Origin of the sequence: Streptococcus sp. HMSC062B01, from assembly GCF_001811085.1 — a bacterium.
GTDB classification, from domain to species: Bacteria; Bacillota; Bacilli; order Lactobacillales; family Streptococcaceae; genus Streptococcus; species Streptococcus gordonii.
In genome coordinates this window covers 221,639-243,443 of the sequence record NZ_KZ672780.1, presented here as the reverse complement: position 1 = coordinate 243,443, position 21,805 = coordinate 221,639, and the positions used below count along the sequence as shown (strand labels likewise).

At 41.8% G+C, this 21,805-nt stretch carries 22 protein-coding genes; 2 read left to right on the top strand and 20 right to left on the bottom strand.

The window, feature by feature from the left end:
• Positions 1–20: 20 nt before the first annotated feature.
• From rsfS to HMPREF2780_RS11755, 8 genes are all read right to left on the bottom strand, one after another.
• A complete protein-coding gene (rsfS, locus tag HMPREF2780_RS04490) occupies positions 21–386 on the bottom strand; it encodes a ribosome silencing factor (protein ID WP_002915774.1) in 366 nt (121 codons plus the stop codon).
• Between the two features lie 9 nt (positions 387–395).
• Positions 396–899, bottom strand: coding sequence for a cysteine hydrolase family protein (locus HMPREF2780_RS04485; protein ID WP_061596123.1), 504 nt, complete (start codon positions 897–899; stop codon positions 396–398).
• On the bottom strand, positions 896–1,495 hold the full coding sequence (yqeK, locus tag HMPREF2780_RS04480; protein ID WP_061596124.1) for a bis(5'-nucleosyl)-tetraphosphatase (symmetrical) YqeK: 600 nt from the start codon (positions 1,493–1,495) through the stop codon (positions 896–898). Before yqeK ends, HMPREF2780_RS04485 begins: the two co-directional genes overlap by 4 nt.
• Complete coding sequence (locus tag HMPREF2780_RS04475; protein WP_061596125.1) at positions 1,492–2,124, bottom strand: nicotinate-nucleotide adenylyltransferase; 633 nt, start codon at positions 2,122–2,124, stop codon at positions 1,492–1,494. Before HMPREF2780_RS04475 ends, yqeK begins: the two co-directional genes overlap by 4 nt.
• Before the next feature lie 28 nt (positions 2,125–2,152).
• On the bottom strand, positions 2,153–2,464 hold the full coding sequence (gene yhbY / locus HMPREF2780_RS04470; RefSeq protein WP_008808453.1) for a ribosome assembly RNA-binding protein YhbY: 312 nt from the start codon (positions 2,462–2,464) through the stop codon (positions 2,153–2,155).
• A 107-nt stretch (positions 2,465–2,571) separates the two neighbouring features.
• Positions 2,572–3,678 (bottom strand): ribosome biogenesis GTPase YqeH, encoded by a 1,107-nt coding sequence (yqeH, locus tag HMPREF2780_RS04465; RefSeq protein ID WP_105026235.1) that lies wholly within the window; start codon positions 3,676–3,678, stop codon positions 2,572–2,574.
• A gap of 2 nt (positions 3,679–3,680) precedes the next feature.
• On the bottom strand, positions 3,681–4,208 hold the full coding sequence (locus HMPREF2780_RS04460; RefSeq protein WP_172858948.1) for a YqeG family HAD IIIA-type phosphatase: 528 nt from the start codon (positions 4,206–4,208) through the stop codon (positions 3,681–3,683).
• A 188-nt stretch (positions 4,209–4,396) separates the two neighbouring features.
• A complete protein-coding gene (locus HMPREF2780_RS11755) occupies positions 4,397–5,062 on the bottom strand; it encodes a hypothetical protein (RefSeq protein WP_233994377.1) in 666 nt (221 codons plus the stop codon).
• 194 nt (positions 5,063–5,256) lie between these two features.
• Here HMPREF2780_RS11755 and HMPREF2780_RS04450 point away from each other — a divergent pair, with 194 nt between their 5' ends.
• Positions 5,257–5,883: a TVP38/TMEM64 family protein gene (locus HMPREF2780_RS04450; RefSeq protein WP_046165068.1), complete on the top strand. Its 627-nt coding sequence runs from the start codon at positions 5,257–5,259 to the stop codon at positions 5,881–5,883.
• Between the two features lie 59 nt (positions 5,884–5,942).
• On the opposite strand, the gene HMPREF2780_RS04445 is transcribed toward HMPREF2780_RS04450, so the two are convergent.
• From HMPREF2780_RS04445 to HMPREF2780_RS04390, 12 genes are all read right to left on the bottom strand, one after another.
• Complete coding sequence (locus HMPREF2780_RS04445) at positions 5,943–6,854, bottom strand: DMT family transporter (RefSeq protein WP_105026234.1); 912 nt, start codon at positions 6,852–6,854, stop codon at positions 5,943–5,945.
• Positions 6,855–6,952: 98 nt separating this feature from the next.
• Positions 6,953–7,999: a 2,3-butanediol dehydrogenase gene (locus tag HMPREF2780_RS04440; protein WP_061583335.1), complete on the bottom strand. Its 1,047-nt coding sequence runs from the start codon at positions 7,997–7,999 to the stop codon at positions 6,953–6,955.
• Between the two features lie 231 nt (positions 8,000–8,230).
• Positions 8,231–8,524: a hypothetical protein gene (locus HMPREF2780_RS04435; protein ID WP_048778237.1), complete on the bottom strand. Its 294-nt coding sequence runs from the start codon at positions 8,522–8,524 to the stop codon at positions 8,231–8,233.
• A 218-nt stretch (positions 8,525–8,742) separates the two neighbouring features.
• A complete protein-coding gene (locus tag HMPREF2780_RS04430; protein WP_048778235.1) occupies positions 8,743–9,435 on the bottom strand; it encodes a hypothetical protein in 693 nt (230 codons plus the stop codon).
• Positions 9,436–9,486: 51 nt separating this feature from the next.
• Positions 9,487–10,920 carry an Asp-tRNA(Asn)/Glu-tRNA(Gln) amidotransferase subunit GatB gene (gene gatB, locus HMPREF2780_RS04425; protein ID WP_045505680.1) on the bottom strand — a complete coding sequence of 478 codons (1,434 nt, stop codon included), beginning with the start codon at positions 10,918–10,920 and terminating at the stop codon, positions 9,487–9,489.
• Positions 10,920–12,386 (bottom strand): Asp-tRNA(Asn)/Glu-tRNA(Gln) amidotransferase subunit GatA, encoded by a 1,467-nt coding sequence (gene gatA, locus HMPREF2780_RS04420; RefSeq protein ID WP_061596127.1) that lies wholly within the window; start codon positions 12,384–12,386, stop codon positions 10,920–10,922. Before gatA ends, gatB begins: the two co-directional genes overlap by 1 nt.
• Positions 12,386–12,688, bottom strand: a complete 303-nt coding sequence (gene gatC, locus HMPREF2780_RS04415) for an Asp-tRNA(Asn)/Glu-tRNA(Gln) amidotransferase subunit GatC (protein WP_005591696.1) — start codon at positions 12,686–12,688, stop codon at positions 12,386–12,388. Before gatC ends, gatA begins: the two co-directional genes overlap by 1 nt.
• Positions 12,689–12,891: 203 nt before the next feature.
• The gene (gene aspS / locus HMPREF2780_RS04410) at positions 12,892–14,628 is read right to left on the bottom strand and encodes an aspartate--tRNA ligase (RefSeq protein WP_105026233.1); all 1,737 of its coding nucleotides are present in this window, start codon (positions 14,626–14,628) and stop codon (positions 12,892–12,894) included.
• A gap of 401 nt (positions 14,629–15,029) precedes the next feature.
• The gene (locus tag HMPREF2780_RS04405; RefSeq protein ID WP_105026232.1) at positions 15,030–15,587 is read right to left on the bottom strand and encodes a cysteine hydrolase family protein; all 558 of its coding nucleotides are present in this window, start codon (positions 15,585–15,587) and stop codon (positions 15,030–15,032) included.
• Positions 15,587–16,375: a GTP-sensing pleiotropic transcriptional regulator CodY gene (gene codY / locus HMPREF2780_RS04400; protein WP_061597255.1), complete on the bottom strand. Its 789-nt coding sequence runs from the start codon at positions 16,373–16,375 to the stop codon at positions 15,587–15,589. The genes HMPREF2780_RS04405 and codY overlap by 1 nt, the downstream gene beginning before the upstream one ends.
• Before the next feature lie 286 nt (positions 16,376–16,661).
• Positions 16,662–19,340 (bottom strand): SEC10/PgrA surface exclusion domain-containing protein, encoded by a 2,679-nt coding sequence (locus HMPREF2780_RS04395; protein ID WP_105026231.1) that lies wholly within the window; start codon positions 19,338–19,340, stop codon positions 16,662–16,664.
• A gap of 376 nt (positions 19,341–19,716) precedes the next feature.
• A complete protein-coding gene (locus HMPREF2780_RS04390; RefSeq protein ID WP_105026230.1) occupies positions 19,717–20,931 on the bottom strand; it encodes a pyridoxal phosphate-dependent aminotransferase in 1,215 nt (404 codons plus the stop codon).
• A 389-nt stretch (positions 20,932–21,320) separates the two neighbouring features.
• Here HMPREF2780_RS04390 and HMPREF2780_RS04385 point away from each other — a divergent pair, with 389 nt between their 5' ends.
• A complete protein-coding gene (locus HMPREF2780_RS04385) occupies positions 21,321–21,773 on the top strand; it encodes a universal stress protein (RefSeq protein WP_061601531.1) in 453 nt (150 codons plus the stop codon).
• Positions 21,774–21,805: the final 32 nt, after the last annotated feature.

The following is a 21,805-nucleotide window of genomic DNA, read 5'->3' as shown; positions in this document are numbered from 1 at the left end:
TTCTGCCCAAGGGCAAAAAATCACTTATTCTTTTCTTCCAATAAGGCTGCAACATCCACACCAGTTGCTTCGTGCCACAACTTCTCCAGATTGTAATGCGCCCGCATTTCCTCAGAAAAGACATGGACGACGATGCCTCCCAAGTCTAAGAGTACCCAGCCACCAGCTGCATCTCCCTCAACATGACCAGCAGAAACACCCGCCGCAGCAGCTTTCTCACGGATATTTTCAGCGACCGCATCCAGCTGACGACTGTTCATAGAGCTGACGATGACAAAGTAATCTGTCACAGTAGTCAGACCTTGCAAGTCCAAAGCCACAATATCTTCTGCACGCTTTTCATCGGCCGCCTTCACGACCAGTTCTAATAATTCTTGTTCTTTCATAGTTCCTCTTTAATTAAAAATGTTTTTGTAATCTAGAACTTCCGCAAAACGTCCATCCCAAATTTTTTGGTAAAATGTATTTATTTTTTCTGCCGAAGCGTCTTCTCCATCAAAAGTTGTAAAAGCACCTTCTGGAATGACAAGTTTATAATCAAATTCAAATCCAACTTTAACTGATGCATCTACACAATATTCCGTTTGCATTCCACATAAAACTAGACGGCCAATATCTTCTTTATCCAAGTAGTCTTTTAAACCAGTCTCTTTAAATATGCTATTATATTTCTTCTGAAAGACCTTTTCATCTGACTTTCGATTCAAGAGAGGAGACAACTGCCAATCTTCCAATGCACTATCTTCTGGATTTTCAATATGCTGAATATAGATAATTTCGACACCTTTACTCCTAGCCTGATGCCGCAGAAAGGAAATTTTATCCATCATTTTATCAGACTGAAAACCTGTCTCCACTAGGATATTTTGTACATCTATAATGATTAAAGCTGTTTTCATTCTTCTATTTCCTTCAAATATCCTACAAAGGCATTGTAGGTTTCCAAGGTCTGCGGGTAGATAGGAATCCCTTTGTGAGCCAAATGCTCCACAGTCCTTGCGGTTTCATAGGCCACAGCTTGGTTGAGCGACCGCTTAGCCAGCTCTCTGGCCTTGTCCACTCCTGGAAAGTCCCGGTTGTGTTCAATATAGTCGGCGACATAGACCACCTTGTCCAGCTCAGACATGGTGCCACTGCCCACTGTATGGATTTCAATGGCCCGCAGTATCTCAGTATCTTTCACTCCCAAGTCTTCCTGAATCTTGTAAATGCCCACCATACCATGCCAGACATTATTGCCCCAGTTTTTCAAGTCCGGATCCAGCCGGTATTTGTCAATCAAGGCCAGAAAATCCTCGTCCGATACCTTCTTAGCATAGTCGTGTAGGAGACCTGCCAGACCTGCTTTTTCGACATCAAGACCAAAACGCTCCGCTAATTCACGGGCAGCCTTTTCCACACCTAGACAATGACGCAGGCGTTTCTCAGGCATGACTGTTTCCATCTTAGCCAGTAAGGCCTCACGACTCATACTGATATAGCTTTCATAGGTCATAGGTAAAGCCCTTCTTTCTCGATGTAGTCTAAAACTGACTGAGGCAGTAGGAAATTAGGAGTCCGTCCCTGAGACAGGAAATCCCGCACCATACTGGAGGAAATATCCATAAGGGGCACATCCACCCAGATAACGGGGTAAGAAGTCCCCGCCTTGTAGCGTGGCCGCTGAACACCAACAAACTGAACCAGTTCAACCAGCTCATCAATCCGGCACCACTTGGGCAGATAATCCACCATATCTGCACCGATGATAAAGTAATAGTCTGTATCTGGGTGCTGCTCTGTCAAGAGCTTCATGGTGTCATAGGTGTAAGAAATTCCCTTGCGCTCCAGCTCAATAGTTTCAATCCCTAAGCCTTCAATGCCCTCAATAGCCAGCTCCAGCATTTTCAGCCGATGCTTTTCATCAATGGTCTCTTTCTTATCCACATGGGGTGGCTCGTACTCTGGCATGAGCAGGACCTGATCCAAGCCTAACTGTTGTCGGACCTGATCCGCCACGACCAAATGAGCATTGTGGACAGGGTTGAAATTCCCACCTAAAATGCCAATCTGTTTGCGTTTTTTATCTTTAACTTCTGGTTCTAATTCCACCTTGGTAAAGGGGGTCAGTAATTCAATAGCCATAGGCTGACATCTCCACAGAAATTTTTCCTTAAATTTGTTTCACTTTAACAGAGAGTTTGCGATTTTCCTTTTTGCTGGACTGCTTGTAGAGAATCAAGATCCGGCCAATCTTCTGCACCGTATCCACTCCGATTTCCTCTTCCAGAATCTCAGCGACCTCGTGGATATTCTCATCTGTATTCTGCAAAAGTGTGATCTTAATCAGTTCTCGAGCATCCAGTGCTTGACGGACGCTAGTTTTGATTTGGTCGTTGAGTCCATTTTTCCCAATCTGAATGATAGGTTTGAGACTATGTGCCTGACTGTTGAGAAAGGCGCGTTGTTTTGATGTTAGTGTCATGTTCTTCTATAAGGCTTGAATCAGTTAGGACTTGCTTGTCTTCCCACTGCTCATAGCCTTTTCCTTCCTTGTTTTAAGGGGATTTATTCCCCTTTGTTTCTTGAGTATTATATAATCGCTTTCCGAGTGACAACCGCCACACCCTCTGGCGCCCAGCCGGCTACTCGAGCAGGACCACTGACGCGAATCCAACCCAAACCAGAGAAGACGATATCTGTCTTGTCCTTGATAGTAAATTCATGCTTGACCAAGGCTGGAAATTCTTCCTTTTCCTTGCCAACTGGTGGCACCAAGAGACTGCCGACATGCTTGTCATAAAAATCGCTAGCGCCTTGCAACTTAGTCCGGTGGAGCTTGAGCTCATTGTCAAAATAAGCTGTGAAGCCCTGCTTATCGCCTGCCACAAAATCAAAACGGCCTAAACCACCCAAGAAGAGGGTTTGCTCTGGATTGAGCTGGTAGGTTTTGGGTTTGATTTCCTTTTTGGGACTGACGTATTTGAGATTCTTAGCAGAAAGATAGTGAGCCATCTGGTGACGATGGATGATACCCGGTGTATCATAGATATGACTGCCATCTGCCAAAGGAATCTCGATTTTATCCAGAGTCGTACCTGGGAAGCGAGAAGTCGTAATAATATCCTTGTCGCCTGTGATTTCCTGAATAATAGCATTAATCAAAGTGGATTTGCCCACATTGGTCACGCCGACCACATAAACATCACGCCCTTTACGACTGTGCTCAATCTTATCAATCAAGTCCTTAATCGCCTGCTTGTTCTGAGCAGAGGTCAGGACCACATCAACTGGACGCAGACCTTCTTCGTGAGCCCGCTCCGTTAGCCATTGGGTCACCTTGCCATCCTTGACCGACTTAGGCAGAATGTCCTTTTTATTCCCGACTAAGAGAACATCATTTCCTGCGACAAAACGAGGCAGACCAGGGATGACCGAGCCATTGAAGTCAAAAATATCGACAACATTGACGACCAAGGCATCGCTATCCCCAACTTCGTGAAGAAGTCGCAGAAAGTCATCATCCGTCAGCTGAACGTCACTGATTTCATTATAATGGCGCAGGCGGAAACAGCGCTGGCAATAGAGTTCGCCTGTCTCCAAGCCTTTTTCTAGAGCTGACTGAGGCGTGTAGCCTAGCTTGCCCTTATCTTCTGTCTGAATAGTGGCTCCACAGCCGATACAGAGAAGTTCTTCCATGCTTAAATTCCTTTTTTGTATTGAATAGGGCCGTATTTTTCAGTGATTTTCTTAAGCACACGGCGTTCACGCGCTCGATTGATCTGGGTCTTGATAGAGTCATGCTCGACCAGCGGTTTGACCAAAATCGAACGAATCCCGGCCCGATGTGCTGCCCGAATATCCGTCATGAGCTGGTCGCCCACCATGACCACTTCCTTTTTTTCAAAATGAAAAAGCTTGAGCGCCCGGTCAATTCCCCAGGTGAAAGGCTTCATTGCCCAGTAGACGTAGTCAATATCAAACTTTTCAACTGCCCGCTTGACCCGTTTTTGGTTATTATTGGACACCACGATAATCCGAATGCCCGCATCCCGCAAATCATGGAGCCACTTCTTCATCTCCGGAGTCCCATCAGGATTATTCCAAGCAATCAAGGTGTTATCCAAATCCACCAAAACCGCTTTGATGCCCTGCCTTTTCAAACTCTCTACTGTCAAATCGTAAACTGCCTCGACCGCAAAATCCGGCATATAATCTTCAATCGCCACATCTCTCTCCAAAAATTCGTATTCTCATTATTATAGCATAAAATAGGCTTTTTGGCACTCATGGTCCTCTTTCTTCTAGAGTGGCTAGGTGATGTTCACTTTTCTATTTTCCAAGCAAATGAAAACAGCTCCCCAAACGGGAAGCTAAATTTTTAATATAGGAAAGAGGATCTTACTTACAAGCTAGATCAATGACCATCTTTTTCTTTCTGTAACTTTTTTTCATATAATTCCTGAAGATTGAGAATAATATCAGTAGCACCCTCTGCTTCATCTTTTTTTATGTGAAGAACCTTAGAAAATTTCTTAAAATCCTTCTCCTCAACACCTGGAGCAATGCGAATGTCAACAGATTGCCATTCACCATTTTTCTCCTCGTAGCCTACTAAAGCAACTAGAAAATCTGTTCCTATTGTCTGACTACCCGCCAAAGAGTTTGCCACATCTGCAAACAGACCATCATAATAAGTGGGGTTAGATACCGCAAATAATATAATATCTTCTCTCTTAAGCTCTCCATCAACACTAGCTAGGCGAATCTCATCTACATGCTCAAGTATCGGAAGAACGGTTTCATATTTTAATGAACCAAGACGTATAGAAATGTTGTATGGTGAAGCTGGATTCATAATTTTATCATAGCTATTCACATATTCAGCAGCTATAGCAAAGAGAAACAAAAAGAAATAACTTGATATGAATAGAATAATCCATTTTTTTCTAAAAAAGATGCACCAAAAAATTAAAAATAATACGAACAACAAGATTGTAGTTGGATAGAAAAATGTTCTTATAAGATTCTCATATGCAATCTCCCACAATTTTTGATGATATAAGTTTAAATATTCTTCCACTAGAGAACCTCCTGACATACTGAAATTTCAACCTAGATATATGTAATCTTTCCAATTTTTGCACAATTATAGATTATTGTCAATTGCTTATATAATTTTATCATCTTTTAGAATTTTGGGCGCTCACAGCCCAAAGCTTACAAAAAACGTAAAACATGCTATAGTAGAATTAGTTTATTTCATTGGAGGAGAGTATGTCAGAAAGAAATCGACAATTACAGGCTGTGTCCCCTTTTTTACAAAAAGTTATTAATTGGTCTTCTATTATTGGAGCTGTTGGGACTATCGCCTTTTGTATCTGGGCTTATCAAGCCGGAGTTTTACAATCAAAAGAAACACTCTCTGCTTTCATCCAACAAGCAGGCATATGGGGACCCCCACTCTTTATTTTTTTACAAATTCTGCAAACTGTGGTCCCAATTATTCCTGGAGCTTTAACCTCAGTCGCTGGTGTCTTTATCTATGGACACATCGTAGGAACGATCTATAACTACATCGGTATCGTCATTGGTTGCGCCATCATCTTCTACCTGGTTCGAATCTATGGCCCAGCCTTTGTTCAATCCGTTGTCAGCAAGCGAACTTACGATAAATACATCGGCTGGCTTGATGAAGGCAATCGTTTTGATCGTTTTTTCATCTTTATGATGATTTGGCCAATCAGCCCTGCAGATTTTCTTTGTATGCTGGCTGCCCTGACCAAGATGACTTTCAAGCGCTATATGATTATTATCATTCTGTGCAAACCCTTCACACTAGTTGTTTACACCTATGGTTTGACTTATATTATTGATCTCTTCTGGCAAATGGTCCCCAAATAAACAAATTAAAATCAGAAAACTAAAAGACCGAGGCAAATGTCTCCGTCTTTTTTGTATCTTTATAAAATTCCTTTTTTCCTTTGAATAAATAAATCTTTTAAGGAAATCAACATAACGGCAGCTAGAATCATCCCCATTCCCAGAAAATCCAAGGCATAAAAATGTTCTTGCATAATTAGAAAGGCAAAGAAAACAGCAGAAATTGGCTCAATTGAAGCCAGTAAGCTTGATTTTACCGGCCCTACCAAACTCGTCCCTTTCAAAAAGGCAGTGTAGGCAAAAATCGTTCCAATCACGATAATACCGAGCAGGGCAAAGAGAATGTCCAGGCGAAACTGCCATTGATGCTGAATGAGCCCACTGAAAGGGAATAACAAAAGACCTGCCATGGTCATGCCAATTCCAATGACCAACATACTGCCCCATTTTTTAATCAAATCAATAGGCAAAAGGATATAGAGCGAATAAGTAAAGGCCGAAAAGAGACCAATAAGCAAACCTTTTGGTGTCATAGAAAGCTGATTGAGCTGACCATGAGTGGCAATCAAGAAAGTCCCCCCAATCGCTAAAAACATGGAGCATACTTCAGAAACTGTTGGGGCGACCTTGTCTTTGATACAGGTGTAGGCTAAAATTCCCACCGGACATAAATACTGTAGTACAGTTGCTGTTCCTGCATTTGTCTCATGAATAGCCTCCAAATAGGCGTATTGATTAAGAAAAAGACCAAACAAAGCAAAAACAAAGATCATGACAAGTGATTGCTTATCCTTCCAGATCTGACCAAATGACTTGGGATCAGCAAAATAAGCCATCGCCATCAGAGCTAGACCCGCCACTAATAAGCGAAAGTTGGTCAAACTCATAGCAGAAAATCCGTGCACCATTAAATATTGACCACTTGTTCCAGACAGCCCCCAAGCTGTCCCAGCCACTAATGTATAAATGGTCCCTCTTACTGTCTTAGACATCCTAAATCTCTCTCCTATTACTTCGTTTATTATAGCATAAACCATAAAGAAAAATCAGCCAATTTTGACTGATTTTCATATCATAGTTGAGCAAAAATTTATTCAGGGGACACCAAAATTTTAATCTGAGCCTTATCCTGAGTCAGCTCGATAAAGCCTTCTTGCACAATATCCTCCAGCTTAATCTTCTTGGTCACAAGCTTATCTGCAGAGAAGTAGCCCTGCTCCATCAGCTCCAGCACTTTAGGGAAAATATGCCGATAGGCGATGATACCCTTGAGTGATTTTTCTTGGATGGCAAATTCATTTGGATTAATGCTGGCTTCTCGCTCCCAAATAGAAACAACCATACATTCTCCAGCCTTGTGGACAGCAGCCAAAGCTTGTCCCAGCACAACTGGCACCCCAGTTACTTCATAAGACACATCTGCTCCACCACCCGTTAAACGCTGGATAGCAGCTACCACGTCTTCGCCTTCTTCTGGTCGCACAATAATTGCCCCAAGCTCCTCTGCTTTTGCTTGGCGCTCTGGAGATAACTCGACACCATAAATCTTAGAGGCACCGGCCGCCCGCAAAGCCTCTACAATCAAGAGCCCGATTGGTCCCAAACCAAATACAACCGCTGTATCGCCCGTCTTAAGAGCTGACTGACGAACTGCATAAACTGCCACAGCAGCAGGCTCTGTCAAGGCTGCCTGCTCATAGCTAAGACTATCTGGAACTTTGTGAACAATGTCTCCATCCAAAACACAATATTTGGCAAAACCACCATCAGCCGCCAAACCGACAAAGTTTAGATTGGGGTCCAGATTGTAATCACCGACAAGATTATGCTTAGCTAAAATAGGTTCAACTGTTACCCGATCGCCAACTTTGACCCGTGTTACGTCACTTCCAACCTCAACAATTTCCCCAGCAAACTCATGTCCCAAGGTTACAGGCGCTTTCTGGCCAGAGTAGACATGCTCTGTTTCTGTCGGAATAAAAATTGGTCCATCCAAGTATTCATGCAAGTCAGTACCACAGATTCCTGTAAACTTGACCGCAATCTTGACCTGATGAGGTTTGACTTCCGGTACATCCACCTCTTCAATGCGAACATCTTTAGCGCCATACCAACGAGCAGCTTTCATTTTTACCATAAACATACCTCGCTTTATAAATTATTAGCTAAATTGTAAGCCTTTTCATTTTTCTTGTCAAATGATTAACACAATCTCAGAAAAAAGTTTTAATTTTAAAAATTTGATACTTCTAATCAAATCACTTTATTTGTTATAACCATAGTAGAGACAAAAAATCAGTCACTTTTGACTGATTTTTTCTATGATTTAGAAACTGTTAAATTCCGCTCCTGCTGCAATTTGGAAATATTAACCCTCTATTTCAAGAAGTAAATAAGGTAAGCCTAAGATAGTCCCAAGAATTCCAAGCATAACACGAATTCCAGAAGCTTTAACAAGTACCTTTTGGCCATTTTCTACTTGAATTTTATGAGACTTCATAAAACTTTGTCCAACCTGTAGCTCAATACTGTCTCCCTCAAATGACAGAGTTTTGCTTTCATTATTTGAAAGTTTATGTACAAGTTCACCATTAAGATATACCGCTACTTTTTGAGCAACACCAACCATACCCGTATCACGCGTAATTGTAATTTCCGACATAACTAACTCCTTTAATTTTTATCTATTCTATCATATCGGATATTTCAAGAAAAAGCAAAAAACCAGCCTCACGACTGGTTTTCTACTTATTTCTATAGTTTTTCCAACTCTTCATTGAGCAGCTTTTGTGCTACTTGCGGAGGTCCTTCAATATCTCTGTTTAATAAATGACTTTCTCGCATTGTCCACTTTATTTAATTCATCTGTTTAAGCATTTATCACTCCAGATCTACCATGATTGAATTCGTAATGACAAGTAATCGTCCTTTGTCAGAGAATTCTAATATCAGCTCAAAATGGCCTTTGCTATTAATCATCACATCCACATTAGTTGAACAATCTTTTTTAAAACCATACTTTTCTTTTAAATTATTAAAGTATTTACTAGTATCTACAATATCATAATCAATCCTTTTCATTCCTGTACCAGGATGTTTGGCCATATCATCAAAAACAGATAGCTTTTTAAAAAATTGAGGTTCTAATTTCAGATTTAAAACATCTAAATCATACTCTTGAGACACCTCCTTATCATATTGTAATTTCATGTTATGGTAATGAACAGGAAACTCCGTAGTTTGTCCTTCTTGCTCAATTATGTACTCTCCCGTATTATCAGGTTGTAAATAAACACTCCTTGATATTTTATTACCAGTACTTTCATCCATCATAAAAATTTTACTACTAAATAATTTCACATTTGACAAATCTTTCTTTTCTTCCGCTAAAAAATCAAACAGTGGCTGAAACTCCTTCTCCAACTCGTACTGTTCTTTTGTACGATTTTCTGGTATTTTCTCTCCACATGCTCCTAAACTCACCATTATTAACAGTCCACCCAGTAGCAGAACAATCAGTTTCGAGAGATGTTTCATCTGTATCGCTCCTATGCTTTTTTTATATTTTAGCATATTTTATTTTCCACAACAAAAACCAGCCTAACGACTGGTTTTCACTTATTTCTATAATTTCTCCAACTCTTCATTGAGCAGTTTTTGTGCTACTTGTGGGTTGGCTTGACCCTTGGTAGCCTTCATAAGCTGACCAATCAGGGACTTGGCCGCATTCTTGTTGCCGCCCTTATAGTCATTGATAGCTTTTTCGTTGTTTGCAAATACTTCTTGGATTATTGGAAGAAGCTGGGCAGGGTCTGAGATTTGGATCAGTCCTGCTTTTTGCACATACTCTTTTGCAGAGCCACCGTTTTTAGCTAGATGAACAAAGACCTTCTTAGCAATCTTAGAAGAAATCGTTCCGTCTGCAATCAGGGCAATCATCTCAGTCAGGTTTTCAGGCGTCAGCTCAATTTCAGATATGGTCTTGCCTTCGGCATTGAGGTATTGAGCCACATCTCCTTGGAGCCAGTTAGAAACAGCCTTGGCGTCACCGCCTGCCGCAACAGCTGCTTCAAAGAAGTCTGACACAGCCTTGGTCGCTGTCAACTGCTTGGCATCGTAGTCAGACAGGCCATAATCGCCCACATACTTAGCCCGGCGTTCTTTTGGAAAGGCTGGCAGACTGCTGCGCACTTGCTCAATCCAAGCATCTTCAATCTCAAAGATAGGCAGATCAGGCTCTGGGAAGTAACGGTAGTCCGCTGAACCTTCCTTGACCCGCATGAGCAGAGTTTCGCCAGTTGCTTCGTCATAACGACGGGTTTCCTGACGAATTTGGCCACCGCTGCGTAGGATTTCAGCCTGGCGTTTTTCCTCAAATGCTAGACCCTTGCGGACAAAGTTGAAGGAGTTAAGGTTTTTCAGCTCAGTCTTGGTACCAAACTCTTCTTGGCCGTAAGGACGGATAGAAATATTGGCGTCAACACGCATGGAGCCCTCTTCCATCTTGACATCAGAAATGCCCGTGTACTGGATAATTTCCTTGAGAGCAGTCAGATAGGCATAAGCTTCTTCTGGACTGCGCATATCCGCTTCGGATACAATCTCAATCAGTGGCACTCCTTGACGGTTGAGGTCCACATAAGAGTAGCCATCGCTGCCGTGGGTATTCTTCCCGGCATCTTCTTCCAAGTGGGCCCGCTCGATACGGATTTTCTTGGTCGTGCCATCTTCTAGTTCAATCTCAATCCAGCCATTGTAGCCAATCGGCTCATCAAACTGAGAAATTTGATAAGCTTTTGGATTGTCCGGATAGAAATAATTCTTGCGGTCAAAGTGCATCTTCTGGTGAATATCCATGTTCAAGGCCAGAGCAGCCTTGATACCATAGTCAATGACCCCCTTGTTCATAACAGGCAGGACACCTGGGAAAGACCAGTCAATGATATTGGTGTTGGCATTGGGATCTTCACCGAAGTGAGCTGGAGCTGGTGAGAAAATTTTTGAATTGGTCTTCAATTCAACATGGACTTCCAGTCCGATAACTGTTTCAAAGTTCATTATTTTTCACCTCCAAAGATAACTGGCTGCTGTTTGTGGTAGTCAGTCGTCGCTTCAAATGCTGCGGCTGCTTGATAGATAGTCGCTTCATCGAAGTGGTTACCAATCAACTGCAAGCCGACAGGAAGACCATCTGCAAAGCCAGCTGGGATTGAAATACCCGGTAGGCCAGCCAGATTGACTGGAATGGTCAAAAGGTCAGCCAGATACATAGCCACTGGATCTTGGTTTTGACTGCCTAAGTCATATGCTACTGTTGGTGCAGTTGGACCTAAGATCAAATCATATTTTTCAAAAACCTTGGCAAAATCCTGCATAATCAAGGTCCGAACCTGACCAGCTTTCTTGAAGTAGGCATCGTAGTAACCAGATGACAAACTGAAAGTACCCAGCATAATCCGACGTTTCACTTCTTCACCAAAGCCTTCGCTGCGAGATTTGACATAGACATCTTCTAGATTTTCAATGTCTTCCGCGCGGTAGCCATAGCGAATACCGTCAAAACGTTGCAGGTTAGAGCTGGCTTCAGAGGAAGCAATGATATAGTAAACAGCCACACCGTACTTGCTATGAGGCAAGCTAACTTCTTCAACGATAGCTCCCAAGCTTTCCAAGTGCTTCGCAGCTGCTAAAATCGTTTCCTTAACCTTGCTGTCAATTCCCTCACCCATGTATTCCTTAGGCAGGGCAATCTTCATTCCCTTGATGTCTTGGCCAATCTTGCTGGTAAAGTCTGGCACTGCCTCTTGTGATGATGTCGAATCCTTAGGATCATTACCAGAAATAACATTCAGAAGCTGTGCATTTTCCTTAACCGTTTGAGAGAAAGGCCCAATCTGGTCTAAAGAAGAACCAAAAGCAATGAGACCAAAACGAGAAACCCGTCCGTAAGTTGGCTTGAGGCCGACTACACCGTTAAAGGAAGCAGGCTGGCGAATAGAACCACCAGTATCAGAACCCAGTGATAGACGGACCTGACCAGAGGCAACAGCTGTCGCTGAACCACCAGATGATCCACCAGGAACCTTGCTGCTGTCCCAAGCATTCTTAGTCGTCTTAAAGTAGGAGTTTTCGCTAGAACCACCCATGGCAAACTCGTCCATGTTTGTCTTCCCAACGATAATCATATCCTTACCATAGAGCTTCTCTACACTGGTCGCATCGAAAATTGGCTTGTAGTTGTAGAGCATTTTTGATGCAGCTGTTGTCAAAATTCCCTTGGTTGAGATATTGTCCTTAACCGCCAGCGGAATTCCGCTCATGAGATTGTCAGCATCAATGCCCTTGGCATCTAGAGCCGCAGCCTGAGCCAAAGCCTCCTCTTCGCTGACAGTAATGAAGCTGTCTACAGCTCCTTCACGTTCTTTGATATCCGCCAAAGTTGCCTGAGTTAACTCTACCGCAGAAATTTCTTTCTTGACCAGCAAATCATGCAACTCTTCAATAGTCTTGTGATTAAAAGTCATTAGGCATCTCCTCCGTCATCTAGGATGGCAGGCACTTTGATGTACCCCCGCTCTTTTTCAGGCACATTTTGGAAAAGCTCTTCCCGATTCCAGCCTGGCTGAGCCACATCTTCTCGCATGTAGTTGATATTGGCAGCTACATTGGAAGTAAAAGGCACTCCTTCTGTATCTACTTCATTGAGCAATTCGACCATGTCGACAATCTTAGACAAAGTCGTTGCAAACTCAGCTGTTTCTTCTGGTGAGAAAGCCAGTTTTGACAACTTAGCTACATGACTTACTTCTTCTTGAGTAATCTTCATCTCTGATTCCTTTCGTAGAATATGTGAGTTTTAGCGACTGAAAATAAGAATTTGAGATGAGTTCTTTATTTCCAGAGCTTAGCTCACGTTTGTTTTGATAAGCTAGAGGACACCGATTTGTTTAGCATCCACTAACTCCTTTCTTGGGCTTATTCCTGCTATCTGTCAGGAATTCGCATCATTTCATTTTACCATATTTGGCTCTATTTCTTCAATTCCAAATGCAATTCTTTGACCTGTCTGTAGTCAACCAGACTCGGACTTTCCAGCATAGGATCAAAGCCTGTACCATTTTTGGGAAAGGCGATGACCTGGCGGATATTTTGCTCTCCAGCCAAGATCATAACTAAACGATCCAATCCTAGAGCTAAACCACCATGTGGCGGGAATCCGTATTCCAAGGCTTCCAAGAAGAAACCAAAGTCCCGCTCATAGTCTTCTCGGCTCATGCCTAATAGCTCAAACATAGCTTCCTGAGCCTTCCGGTCATGAATCCGCAGACTTCCTCCGCCAATTTCATAGCCATTCAAGACGATGTCATAGGCGTGGCTACGGAATTGACCTGGCTCCTGTCCATCTTCAAAAATTCCCTGTGTGAAAGGATGGTGCATAGCTTGATAGCGGTTTTGGTCTTCATTCCACTCCAGCAGCGGCCAATCCACAACCCAGAGGAAATGAAGCAGACTCGGATCAATCAAGTCTAAAGCTTTCGCGACTTCTATACGCAGATGTCCCAAAGCTTCCTGAGCCCGACGCTTCTTAGCCATGACTAGCAGGATGAGATCTCCATCCTTGGCCTCAAAACGTGTCAGTAACTCCTGACTTTCAACTTCAAAGGTGCTAGCCAAATCCCCAACTAACTGGCCATTTTCAACCTTGAGGCTGGCAAAACGGCTACAACCAAATTCCTTCATTTCCTGATAGTAGTGACTTAGTTGCTTTTTGCTAAAAGCACTAGCCGCATCTGGCACACAGATTCCCATCACTTCCTCTTGGTTATCCAAGGCTTTCTTGATAAGAAGCGATTCATTGGACTGGCATAAATCCGTCAAATTCTTTAGCTCTAAACCAAAGCGTGTATCCGGCTTATCAGAACCAAAGCGGCTCATTGCTTCTTCATAGCTGATCGTCGGAAAAGCTTCCGTCAGCTCTAAACCATGAGTTTTCTTGACAACAGCCTTGAGCATAGCTTCAACCAGAGCTCGGATTTCTTCTTCGCTTGCAAAACTCAACTCCAAATCCACCTGAGTAAACTCTGGTTGCCGGTCCCCCCGCAGGTCTTCGTCACGGAAGCAACGAACAATCTGATAATATCGCTCGAGGCCAGCTCCCATAAGCAACTGCTTGAGCATCTGCGGGCTCTGTGGCAAGGCGTAAAATTGATTTTTAAAGATCCGACTAGGAACCAAGAAGTCTCTAGCACCTTCAGGAGTTGACTTAGTCAGATAAGGCGTCTCCACTTCCAAAAAGTCCAAACCATTCAAATATTCCCGAATAGTTGATGTGACCTGATGACGAAGTTTAAGGTTATGTGTCATCTTCTCACGGCGCAAGTCCAGGTAGCGGTATTTCTGACGCAGGTCTTCCCCTGTATGGGCATGTTGGTCTAGCTCAAAAGGCAGGGCCTTGCTACTAGAAATGACTTCAATTTTCTCAGCTCTCAGCTCAACCTGACCAGACTTAATGGCCTTATTAACAAAACGCTCTTCACGCTGAACTACTTGTCCAGTCACTGCAATAAGATCTTCCTTGCCGATTTCTTCCAACTTAGCAAAATCTTCAATTTCACCGCTAACAAAAACCTGAAGCAAGCCCTCACGGTCCCGCAACTCAATAAAGGCCAGCTTACCGTGATTGCGGATATTAGCCACCCAGCCTTGTGCTGTCATAGTCTGTCCGACCTGCTCTAAACCATAGTTTCCGATAAAAATTTCTTTCATCTCTTCCTCTTTCTTTATACTCTCATTTCGTAAAAATTTCTTTTTCTATATTCTGGATTGCCTATACCGTAGTACACAAAGCTATTATAGAAATCCAATTATCAATTTCCCTGATGGTTGATCAAAAAGCCTTGGATAGAACTTCGTTGTCTATTTTGAATGAAATCTTAGAGATATAGAAAAAACCACAGCTTCCTCTGCAAAACAGACGAAAACCGTGGTACCACTGTTATTTGCCACCAAAAAAGGTAGCCTCTAAGCTCGTAACGTGAGCAACGTTTGCGCTTTATCACGCAAAAGATTATGAAACATGTTCTTCGAATTTTGCTTTCTTGGCGCTGCTCTCAGCTTCCAGCGCTCTCTGTGCAAGTTAGCAAACCTACTCTGTTTCTCTTTTACTTTTAAATTGTTTCTATTATAGTCGAACCTAGTACATTTTGCAAGTGATTGAGGGCAAATTTGTGATTTTCCTCTGAAATCGAAGCAACAGCAGGTTCCACCACTTCGATATGGTAGCCTAAATTGTAGGCATCAATTGCCGTATGCATAACGCAAATATCCGTCAAGACTCCTGTCAAAATGACCGTATCTATATGTCTTTCTCTCAGGCGAATATCTAAATCCGTCCCAGAAAAAGCAGAATAGTGGCGCTTATCCATCCAAAAGACCCTAGAATCTCCTTTATGTTTTTCATAGAAATCTGCCAAAGGTCCATATAAGTTTCGACCACTAGTTCCCTTGATATTGTGGGGAGGGAAAAGCTTGCTTTCAGGATGAAAGGCATCGTTCTCATCGTGGGCATCAATAGTAAAAAAGATATAATCCCCACGCTCAAAGGCTTCTTCAGTTACTTGGGCAATGGCTTCAGAAATTGCCTGAGCAGGAGCTCCTGCAGTTAATTTACCCTCATCTGCTACAAAATCAACTGTATAATCAATGGAAATTAGCGCTTTTGCCATCAGTAGTCCCTCTTTTTAATTTCCTCAAAAACATCTGGAATCAACACTTTCAGATAGGTCCCTTTCATTCCCAAAGAACGACTCTCAATGATCCCAGCACTCTCTAACTTACGCAAGGCATTGACAATCACCGAACGCGTAATTCCAATACGGTCAGCAATGACTGAAGCTGTCAAATGCCCTTCATTCCCATTTAGCTCTCCTAGGATAGCTGAAACAGCCCGTAATTCTGAATAAGACAAAGTATTTACTGCCATTGTCACTGCTGTACGACGACGGATATTTTTTTCATCTTCTTCTCTTTGGAAATTCAATAACTGAATGCCCACAACGGTACTTGAAATTTCGACTAAGACCAAATCATCATTATCAAATTTTTTGTCATTTCGCCAAATAATCAAAGATCCCAAACGAATTCCTGAAACATGAATAGGTGCAATAGTTGTCAAACCATCCGGAAAATCCGACTGTGTCTCAACCGGAAAGATTGATAATTCATGCTCGATTGGCAAATTAGCCTCTGTATCGTAAATTAAATTAGCAGAACGAATATAATCATCTGGGAACATTTTAGTTTGGTAGAAGGCCTCTACACGGTCATTGTTTGTTTTGTACCGCATAAAGTAACCCAACAAACGTCCCTTGCTATTAACAATACAAGCATTACAGTCCATAATTTCTGCCAACTGTCTTGTAATGTCATTGTATGGCAACTCTTCTTGAAGTTGCTCTTCAGAGCGCTTCAAAATAGATGTAATTTTTCTTGTTTTTTCTAATAAATGTGCCATAAGCCACCTCGTATTTAGTCCGATTGATTATATCATAAATTGACAGAAATTTCAATAATTATCTGAAAATTGCCTATTGAATAATAATTCTTTACAATTTATCCAGCGAACGATTTTAGTTCCTTCAAAACCAACATATTTTTGAAAACAGCGCGAGGTCCTGATTTGAATTTATTGGGATTTCAATGCTTCTTTTTGTGAAAAATAAAAGGAAGTTAGGGTTTTAACTTACCCTAACTTCCGGCCTATTATCTTGTTTGCTATATCTATAGTTTTTTCAAAAAATCTAGTTTTTACTCTCTTTTTTATGCTTCCAGACCAGCAATGTAAAACCAGATACCAAAGCGAGAATTCCACTCATTACCGCCCAGACAGAAAGCCTGCTTCCTGTATTCGGCAATTTTGCAGAGCCTACAGAGTCCTGCATAGAATGATTCTCACTAGGATCAGATGACGTTGCTGATGCCCTGCTAGCATCCGCTTTGCGAGTAGCATCCGCTTTGCGAGTAGCAACTCCTTTAACGATCGGCTCCTCTTTCGTTTTCACTAGCGGATCTGAACCAGATTCTTGCGTCTGCATTTCCTCACTTGGATTAGACTGGACTGGACCATTCAAGCGCTTCTCTGTCTGATCCAAAATATTTCGATAGTGATCATCGCGTTTTTGTTTCTCTTGAGCTTGGAGTTGAGCAGCTAAACTGTTATAAACTTTCTCTGCTTGGGCCTGAGCAGCTTTCAGCTCTGATAGAGTCTGCTGTTTAGCTTCTAGATCGCTAGTCTTATCAGCTAAATCCTTCTCAGCTGCTGCCAGATTGGCTTGAGCTTGTTCCAGATTCGTTTGAGCATCCTGCAGGTTAGCTAAATTCTTTTGGGCTTGATCCAAAGCGGTCTGAGCTTGAGCAACTGCCGCTTGGGTGGCATCACGCTTTGTTCTAGCCTCTTCCAAAGCCTGATTGGCCTGAGCCAATGCTTTTTCTTCTTGAGCTAGTCTATCTCTGGCTACAGCTTGGGCGGCCTGAGCAGCCGACAAGGTCTCTTGATATTTTGAGAGGGCAGCTGCCTTATCTGCCTGATCCGAATTCGCAAGATTCAGTGCCTCTTGAGCCTTAGATAATTTTTCTTGATTCTTTTCTAATTCCTGCTTAGCAGTAGCTAGGGCGGCTTGGGCAGTTGCAAGTTCTAGAGGCGCTTGCTTGGCTTCATCTAATTGTTTTTGCGCCACTTGCACCGCAGTTATAGTTTGGTCATAAGCAGTTTGAGCAGTACTTTTTTCTGCTTGCGCTTGATCATGAGCGCTTTTAGCTTGATCATAGGCTGCCTGAGCCTGGGCTAAAGCTTGCGGATCACTAGAAGTAGAATTTCCACTGGCTGTTAAAGGTGTAGCATCAAAGTTATTTTTTGTCGCATATTTAACTTGATCTTCGGAAACCATAGTGAAATGGGCTACCGTGATATCGCTCTCCATCGAAAAATCAACGCCTAGATAATTTTTCTGGCTTCCTGTATTAAGACCAGAAATTGATTTGGCATGGACCCATTCATAGCCATTATACATAAATTCAACAAGAGAGAAGTAGATGTCTCGCTTCATATCTGCCACGCTCATCTGAGCTGTATTAGCTCGCCAGATATAGGCATTTTCGTAGTATTGAAGCCCTTGTTGCTCTTGCTCAGAAGTGGTCGTGACCAATCCATATTCACGAGCCACCCGATTTATCCCCCAAGTATCATGGTGATAGCGATTCATCAAATCCCAGTTCCAATTGTCATTTCTGTATGCTTGGGAAACCTTGTCAGCAAACTCTAAAGATGATGGAGTTAGTAAGGTTTCACCCGTTCCCATTTGAGCACGCAATTGGTTAATTAATTCTGAAGCAAACTGCGATAACTCTCTGCGAACCTCATAAGGAATATTATTGGTATCATACATTTTAGTGCTATCATTCGGATCTGCTATGTAGTTATTGTAAGATTTGGCCCTATCGTTAACTGCTGTCAACGTTGCTTCAATCTGACTGATTTGAGATTGCGGTGTATTTGGATCAGCCAACTGTTTCAATGCGGCAATATACTCCGGCGTCATGTAAAGCCTGTTTTTGTTGTTAGAAACAGAAGGTTTCAGACTGTCATTTTCAGTAGCCTGGGCTGCTTCCAAATTTGCCTGTGCCTGACTGAGCTTAGCTTGAGCTTCAGCTTCCTGAGAACTTGCTTTATCCAAAGTTTGTTTAGCCTTTTCAGCATCAGAGTCTGCCTGAGCTTTATTTGAAACAGCCTGATCAATTTTTTCTTGACGCTGACTATCTGATTGCTCAGCCTTGTTCACTTCCTCCTGTGCTTTATTGACTGCAGCCTGACTATTGGCTACATCTGCTTTTGCTTGTTCAAGATTTGCAGAAACTTCTGCACTCGATCCCTCTTGACTCTTTTGAGTTCGTTCCAAATCAGCTTGAGCTTGACTAACCTTTTCGTCTGCTTTTTTCAGAGCTTCTTTAGCCTCTTGAGTTTTTTGAGCTTGAGAGTTTGCCTGATTCTGACTTTTATCCAGTTCAGTTTGACTTGCTTGAGCTACTTTTTCTGCTTCCTTCACGGCTTCCGTTTGATTAGCTACAGCCTCTCTAGCCGCTTCTTTAGTTGCAGAAGATGCTTGAGTCCCTTCTTCAGCAGTTTTAACTGCCTCTTTTGCCAGCTCAGCATTCGCTTTGGCAGTTTCTACGGATTTTTCCGCTTCCTTGACCGCTGCTTCCTCTTCTTTGACCTGCTCATTCTTTTGATCTAAGCTGTCTTTAGCAGCATCAACTTCAGCCTTATTAACTGCTGAAACAGCTTGGGTATTTGTCCCTTGATCAATCGTATCTTCTGGCGCCGGCTTGCCTCCTGTCACTTGATCTGCTTTGGCCTCTTTGGCAAAGAGCAAAGACAAAGCAAGGGCACCAACAGAAAATGCACTCAGCATTTTTTTAAACATAAAAACTCTCCTTTGTGTTTAAATCTTTTCATCATTAGTAAAATAATGATGGAATTATTCTACCATCTTTAGATTTGACAGAAAAGTAGGTACCCAGTTCATTTGGACTTCAAACAAGAGAATCGAAAATTTTGTCATTAAAATGTTACATAAAAAATATACGAAAACTTGATAAAAACAAACATAATTTCCACTCCCATTTTTTTAGATCTGCTTTTATGTCATTTATTTCATTTTTTTAACAATTTTAAAATTAGAACTATTTAACTTAAAAAGTTAATTTAGAAACCATCTGATACAGTAATTTAGCCTTATTCCATTTAAACAACAAAAAAAGAAGAACATTTCGTTCTTCTTTTCACTTTTATTAACTTAATTAGCGCCGGTATTGTTGCAAGAAACGAGTCATTTTTTCTTGCACTTGGGCCAATTCATCCACACGTGGCAAATATACAATTCGGAAATGATCAGGATCCTTCCAATTGAAGCCACGGCCATGAACTAGCAGAATTTTTTCTTGTTTTAAGAAATTTAAAACAAACTGCTCATCATCATCGATCTCATACATTTCGCGATCAATCTTAGGAAAAATGTATAGACCTGCCTTAGGCTTGACTGCAGAAAGACCCGGGATGTCATTGATAGCTTTATAAATGAAGTTACGCTGTTCGTAGATACGACCGCCTGGCAACAATAACTCATCTACAGACTGATGCCCTCCCAATGAAGTTTGAACCACCTGTTGGGAAAGAACATTGGAACAGAGACGCATATTGGATAACATATTCAATCCTTCAATATAGCCTTGAACATGCTTCTTAGGACCTGACAACGCCATCCAGCCAACCCGGAAGCCAGCAATGCGGTGAGATTTTGACAAACCATTCATGCTGACACAGAACAAATCGGGTGCTAGACTTGCAATAGCCGTATGCTTCTCACCATCCATAACCAAACGGTCATAGATCTCGTCTGCGAAGATAATCAAATCATTCTGACGGGCAACTTCAACAATGTCTTCTAACACTTCCTTCGGATACAGGGCTCCTGTTGGGTTATTTGGATTAATCACAACGATAGCTTTGGTGTTTGAAGTAATTTTTGATTTAATGTCATCAATATCTGGATACCAATCTGCTTCTTCATCACAAAGATAATGAACTGCATTTCCTCCAGCTAGGCTTACTGCCGCTGTCCACAATGGATAATCCGGCATAGGAACCAGAACTTCATCTCCATTGTCCAGCAAGCCCTGCATAGCCATTACAATCAGCTCACTGACACCATTTCCTAGGTAAATGTCTTCAATTCCAACGTTAGGAATATTTTTGAGCTGGCAATATTGCATAATAGCCTTCCGAGCTGAGAACAATCCCTTAGAATCAGAATAGCCTTCACTACTACGAGCATTGATAATCAAGTCATGAATGACTTCATCTGGAGCTGTAAAGCCAAACTCAGCCGGGTTTCCAGTATTTAAACGCAAAATCCGTTCACCATTCGCTCGCATACGCATAGCTTCTTCGAGGACTGGGCCACGAATATCATATGCTACATGCTCTAGTTTGACAGATTTATTGTATTCTTTCATTTTGAACTCCTCGTTTCAATCAATCGTCTTATTATAACTCAATTTTTCTCAAAAATCCAAAAAATATCACAAAAATATTGATAGAAAAAATGATTATAAATTCCTGTAAGGGAAGCTCTTTGCTCTTCGTTCAGCTATTTGAGCCTTGATTTCTTTTCATTTTTTAACGAGAATTTCTCCCCTTCTTACCGAAAATTGCTTTACTTCTTTCATGAAAAGGTTTACAATATAAATATAAGAGAATTTTCAGCAAGGATTGGAACTCTTAAAACACTCTTCATATTTTATGAAATAGAATTCAAGCCGAAAGCTAGGCTTTCTCTATCTATCGCTTTCGACATGTTCCTAAACTGCTGAAACTTTCTTAGCATCTTTATGGAGGTAGGCTTATGTTACAAAAATATGAAAATATTCTAGTTGCAATTGACGGTTCCCGTGAAGCAGAATTGGCATTTGAAAAAGGGGTCAATGTTGCGCTTAGAAACAAATCTCGCTTAACCATTGCTCATGTTATTGATACTCGCGCTCTTCAAAGTGTATCAACATTTGACGCTGAAGTATATGAAGAACTACAGGAAGATGCAAAGAAATTAGTCGCAGACTATGAAAAGAAAGCTCGTGAGGCTGGTGTTGGTGATGTTGTTACTGTAGTTGAACTGGGAAATCCTAAAACTTTACTAGCAACAGAAATTCCAGATGAACAAAAAGTTGACTTAATCATGGTTGGAGCAACAGGTCTCAATGCTTTCGAGCGTTTATTGGTCGGTTCTTCATCTGAGTATATCCTACGCCATGCTAAAGTTGACTTGCTCGTTGTCCGTGATAGCGAAAAAACCTTATAGACATTTTGTTTTAGATTAAAAAAAAACTGAGA

Excerpts from the sequence above, each read along its gene's own strand:
- rsfS (WP_002915774.1), bottom strand. The coding sequence starts at position 386 with ATGAAAGAACAAGAATTATTAGAACTGGTCGTGAAGGCGGCCGATGAA.
- HMPREF2780_RS04485 (WP_061596123.1), bottom strand. The coding sequence starts at position 899 with ATGAAAACAGCTTTAATCATTATAGATGTACAAAATATCCTAGTGGAG.
- yqeK (WP_061596124.1), bottom strand. The coding sequence starts at position 1,495 with ATGACCTATGAAAGCTATATCAGTATGAGTCGTGAGGCCTTACTGGCT.
- HMPREF2780_RS04475 (WP_061596125.1), bottom strand. The coding sequence starts at position 2,124 with ATGGCTATTGAATTACTGACCCCCTTTACCAAGGTGGAATTAGAACCA.
- yhbY (WP_008808453.1), bottom strand. The coding sequence starts at position 2,464 with ATGACACTAACATCAAAACAACGCGCCTTTCTCAACAGTCAGGCACAT.
- yqeH (WP_105026235.1), bottom strand. The coding sequence starts at position 3,678 with ATGGAAGAACTTCTCTGTATCGGCTGTGGAGCCACTATTCAGACAGAA.
- HMPREF2780_RS04450 (WP_046165068.1), top strand. The coding sequence starts at position 5,257 with ATGTCAGAAAGAAATCGACAATTACAGGCTGTGTCCCCTTTTTTACAA.
- HMPREF2780_RS04445 (WP_105026234.1), bottom strand. The coding sequence starts at position 6,854 with ATGTCTAAGACAGTAAGAGGGACCATTTATACATTAGTGGCTGGGACA.
- HMPREF2780_RS04440 (WP_061583335.1), bottom strand. The coding sequence starts at position 7,999 with ATGGTAAAAATGAAAGCTGCTCGTTGGTATGGCGCTAAAGATGTTCGC.
- HMPREF2780_RS04435 (WP_048778237.1), bottom strand. The coding sequence starts at position 8,524 with ATGTCGGAAATTACAATTACGCGTGATACGGGTATGGTTGGTGTTGCT.
- HMPREF2780_RS04430 (WP_048778235.1), bottom strand. The coding sequence starts at position 9,435 with ATGCTAAAATATAAAAAAAGCATAGGAGCGATACAGATGAAACATCTC.
- gatB (WP_045505680.1), bottom strand. The coding sequence starts at position 10,920 with ATGAACTTTGAAACAGTTATCGGACTGGAAGTCCATGTTGAATTGAAG.
- gatA (WP_061596127.1), bottom strand. The coding sequence starts at position 12,386 with ATGACTTTTAATCACAAGACTATTGAAGAGTTGCATGATTTGCTGGTC.
- gatC (WP_005591696.1), bottom strand. The coding sequence starts at position 12,688 with ATGAAGATTACTCAAGAAGAAGTAAGTCATGTAGCTAAGTTGTCAAAA.
- aspS (WP_105026233.1), bottom strand. The coding sequence starts at position 14,628 with ATGAAAGAAATTTTTATCGGAAACTATGGTTTAGAGCAGGTCGGACAG.
- HMPREF2780_RS04405 (WP_105026232.1), bottom strand. The coding sequence starts at position 15,587 with ATGGCAAAAGCGCTAATTTCCATTGATTATACAGTTGATTTTGTAGCA.
- codY (WP_061597255.1), bottom strand. The coding sequence starts at position 16,375 with ATGGCACATTTATTAGAAAAAACAAGAAAAATTACATCTATTTTGAAG.
- HMPREF2780_RS04395 (WP_105026231.1), bottom strand. The coding sequence starts at position 19,340 with ATGTTTAAAAAAATGCTGAGTGCATTTTCTGTTGGTGCCCTTGCTTTG.
- HMPREF2780_RS04390 (WP_105026230.1), bottom strand. The coding sequence starts at position 20,931 with ATGAAAGAATACAATAAATCTGTCAAACTAGAGCATGTAGCATATGAT.
- HMPREF2780_RS04385 (WP_061601531.1), top strand. The coding sequence starts at position 21,321 with ATGTTACAAAAATATGAAAATATTCTAGTTGCAATTGACGGTTCCCGT.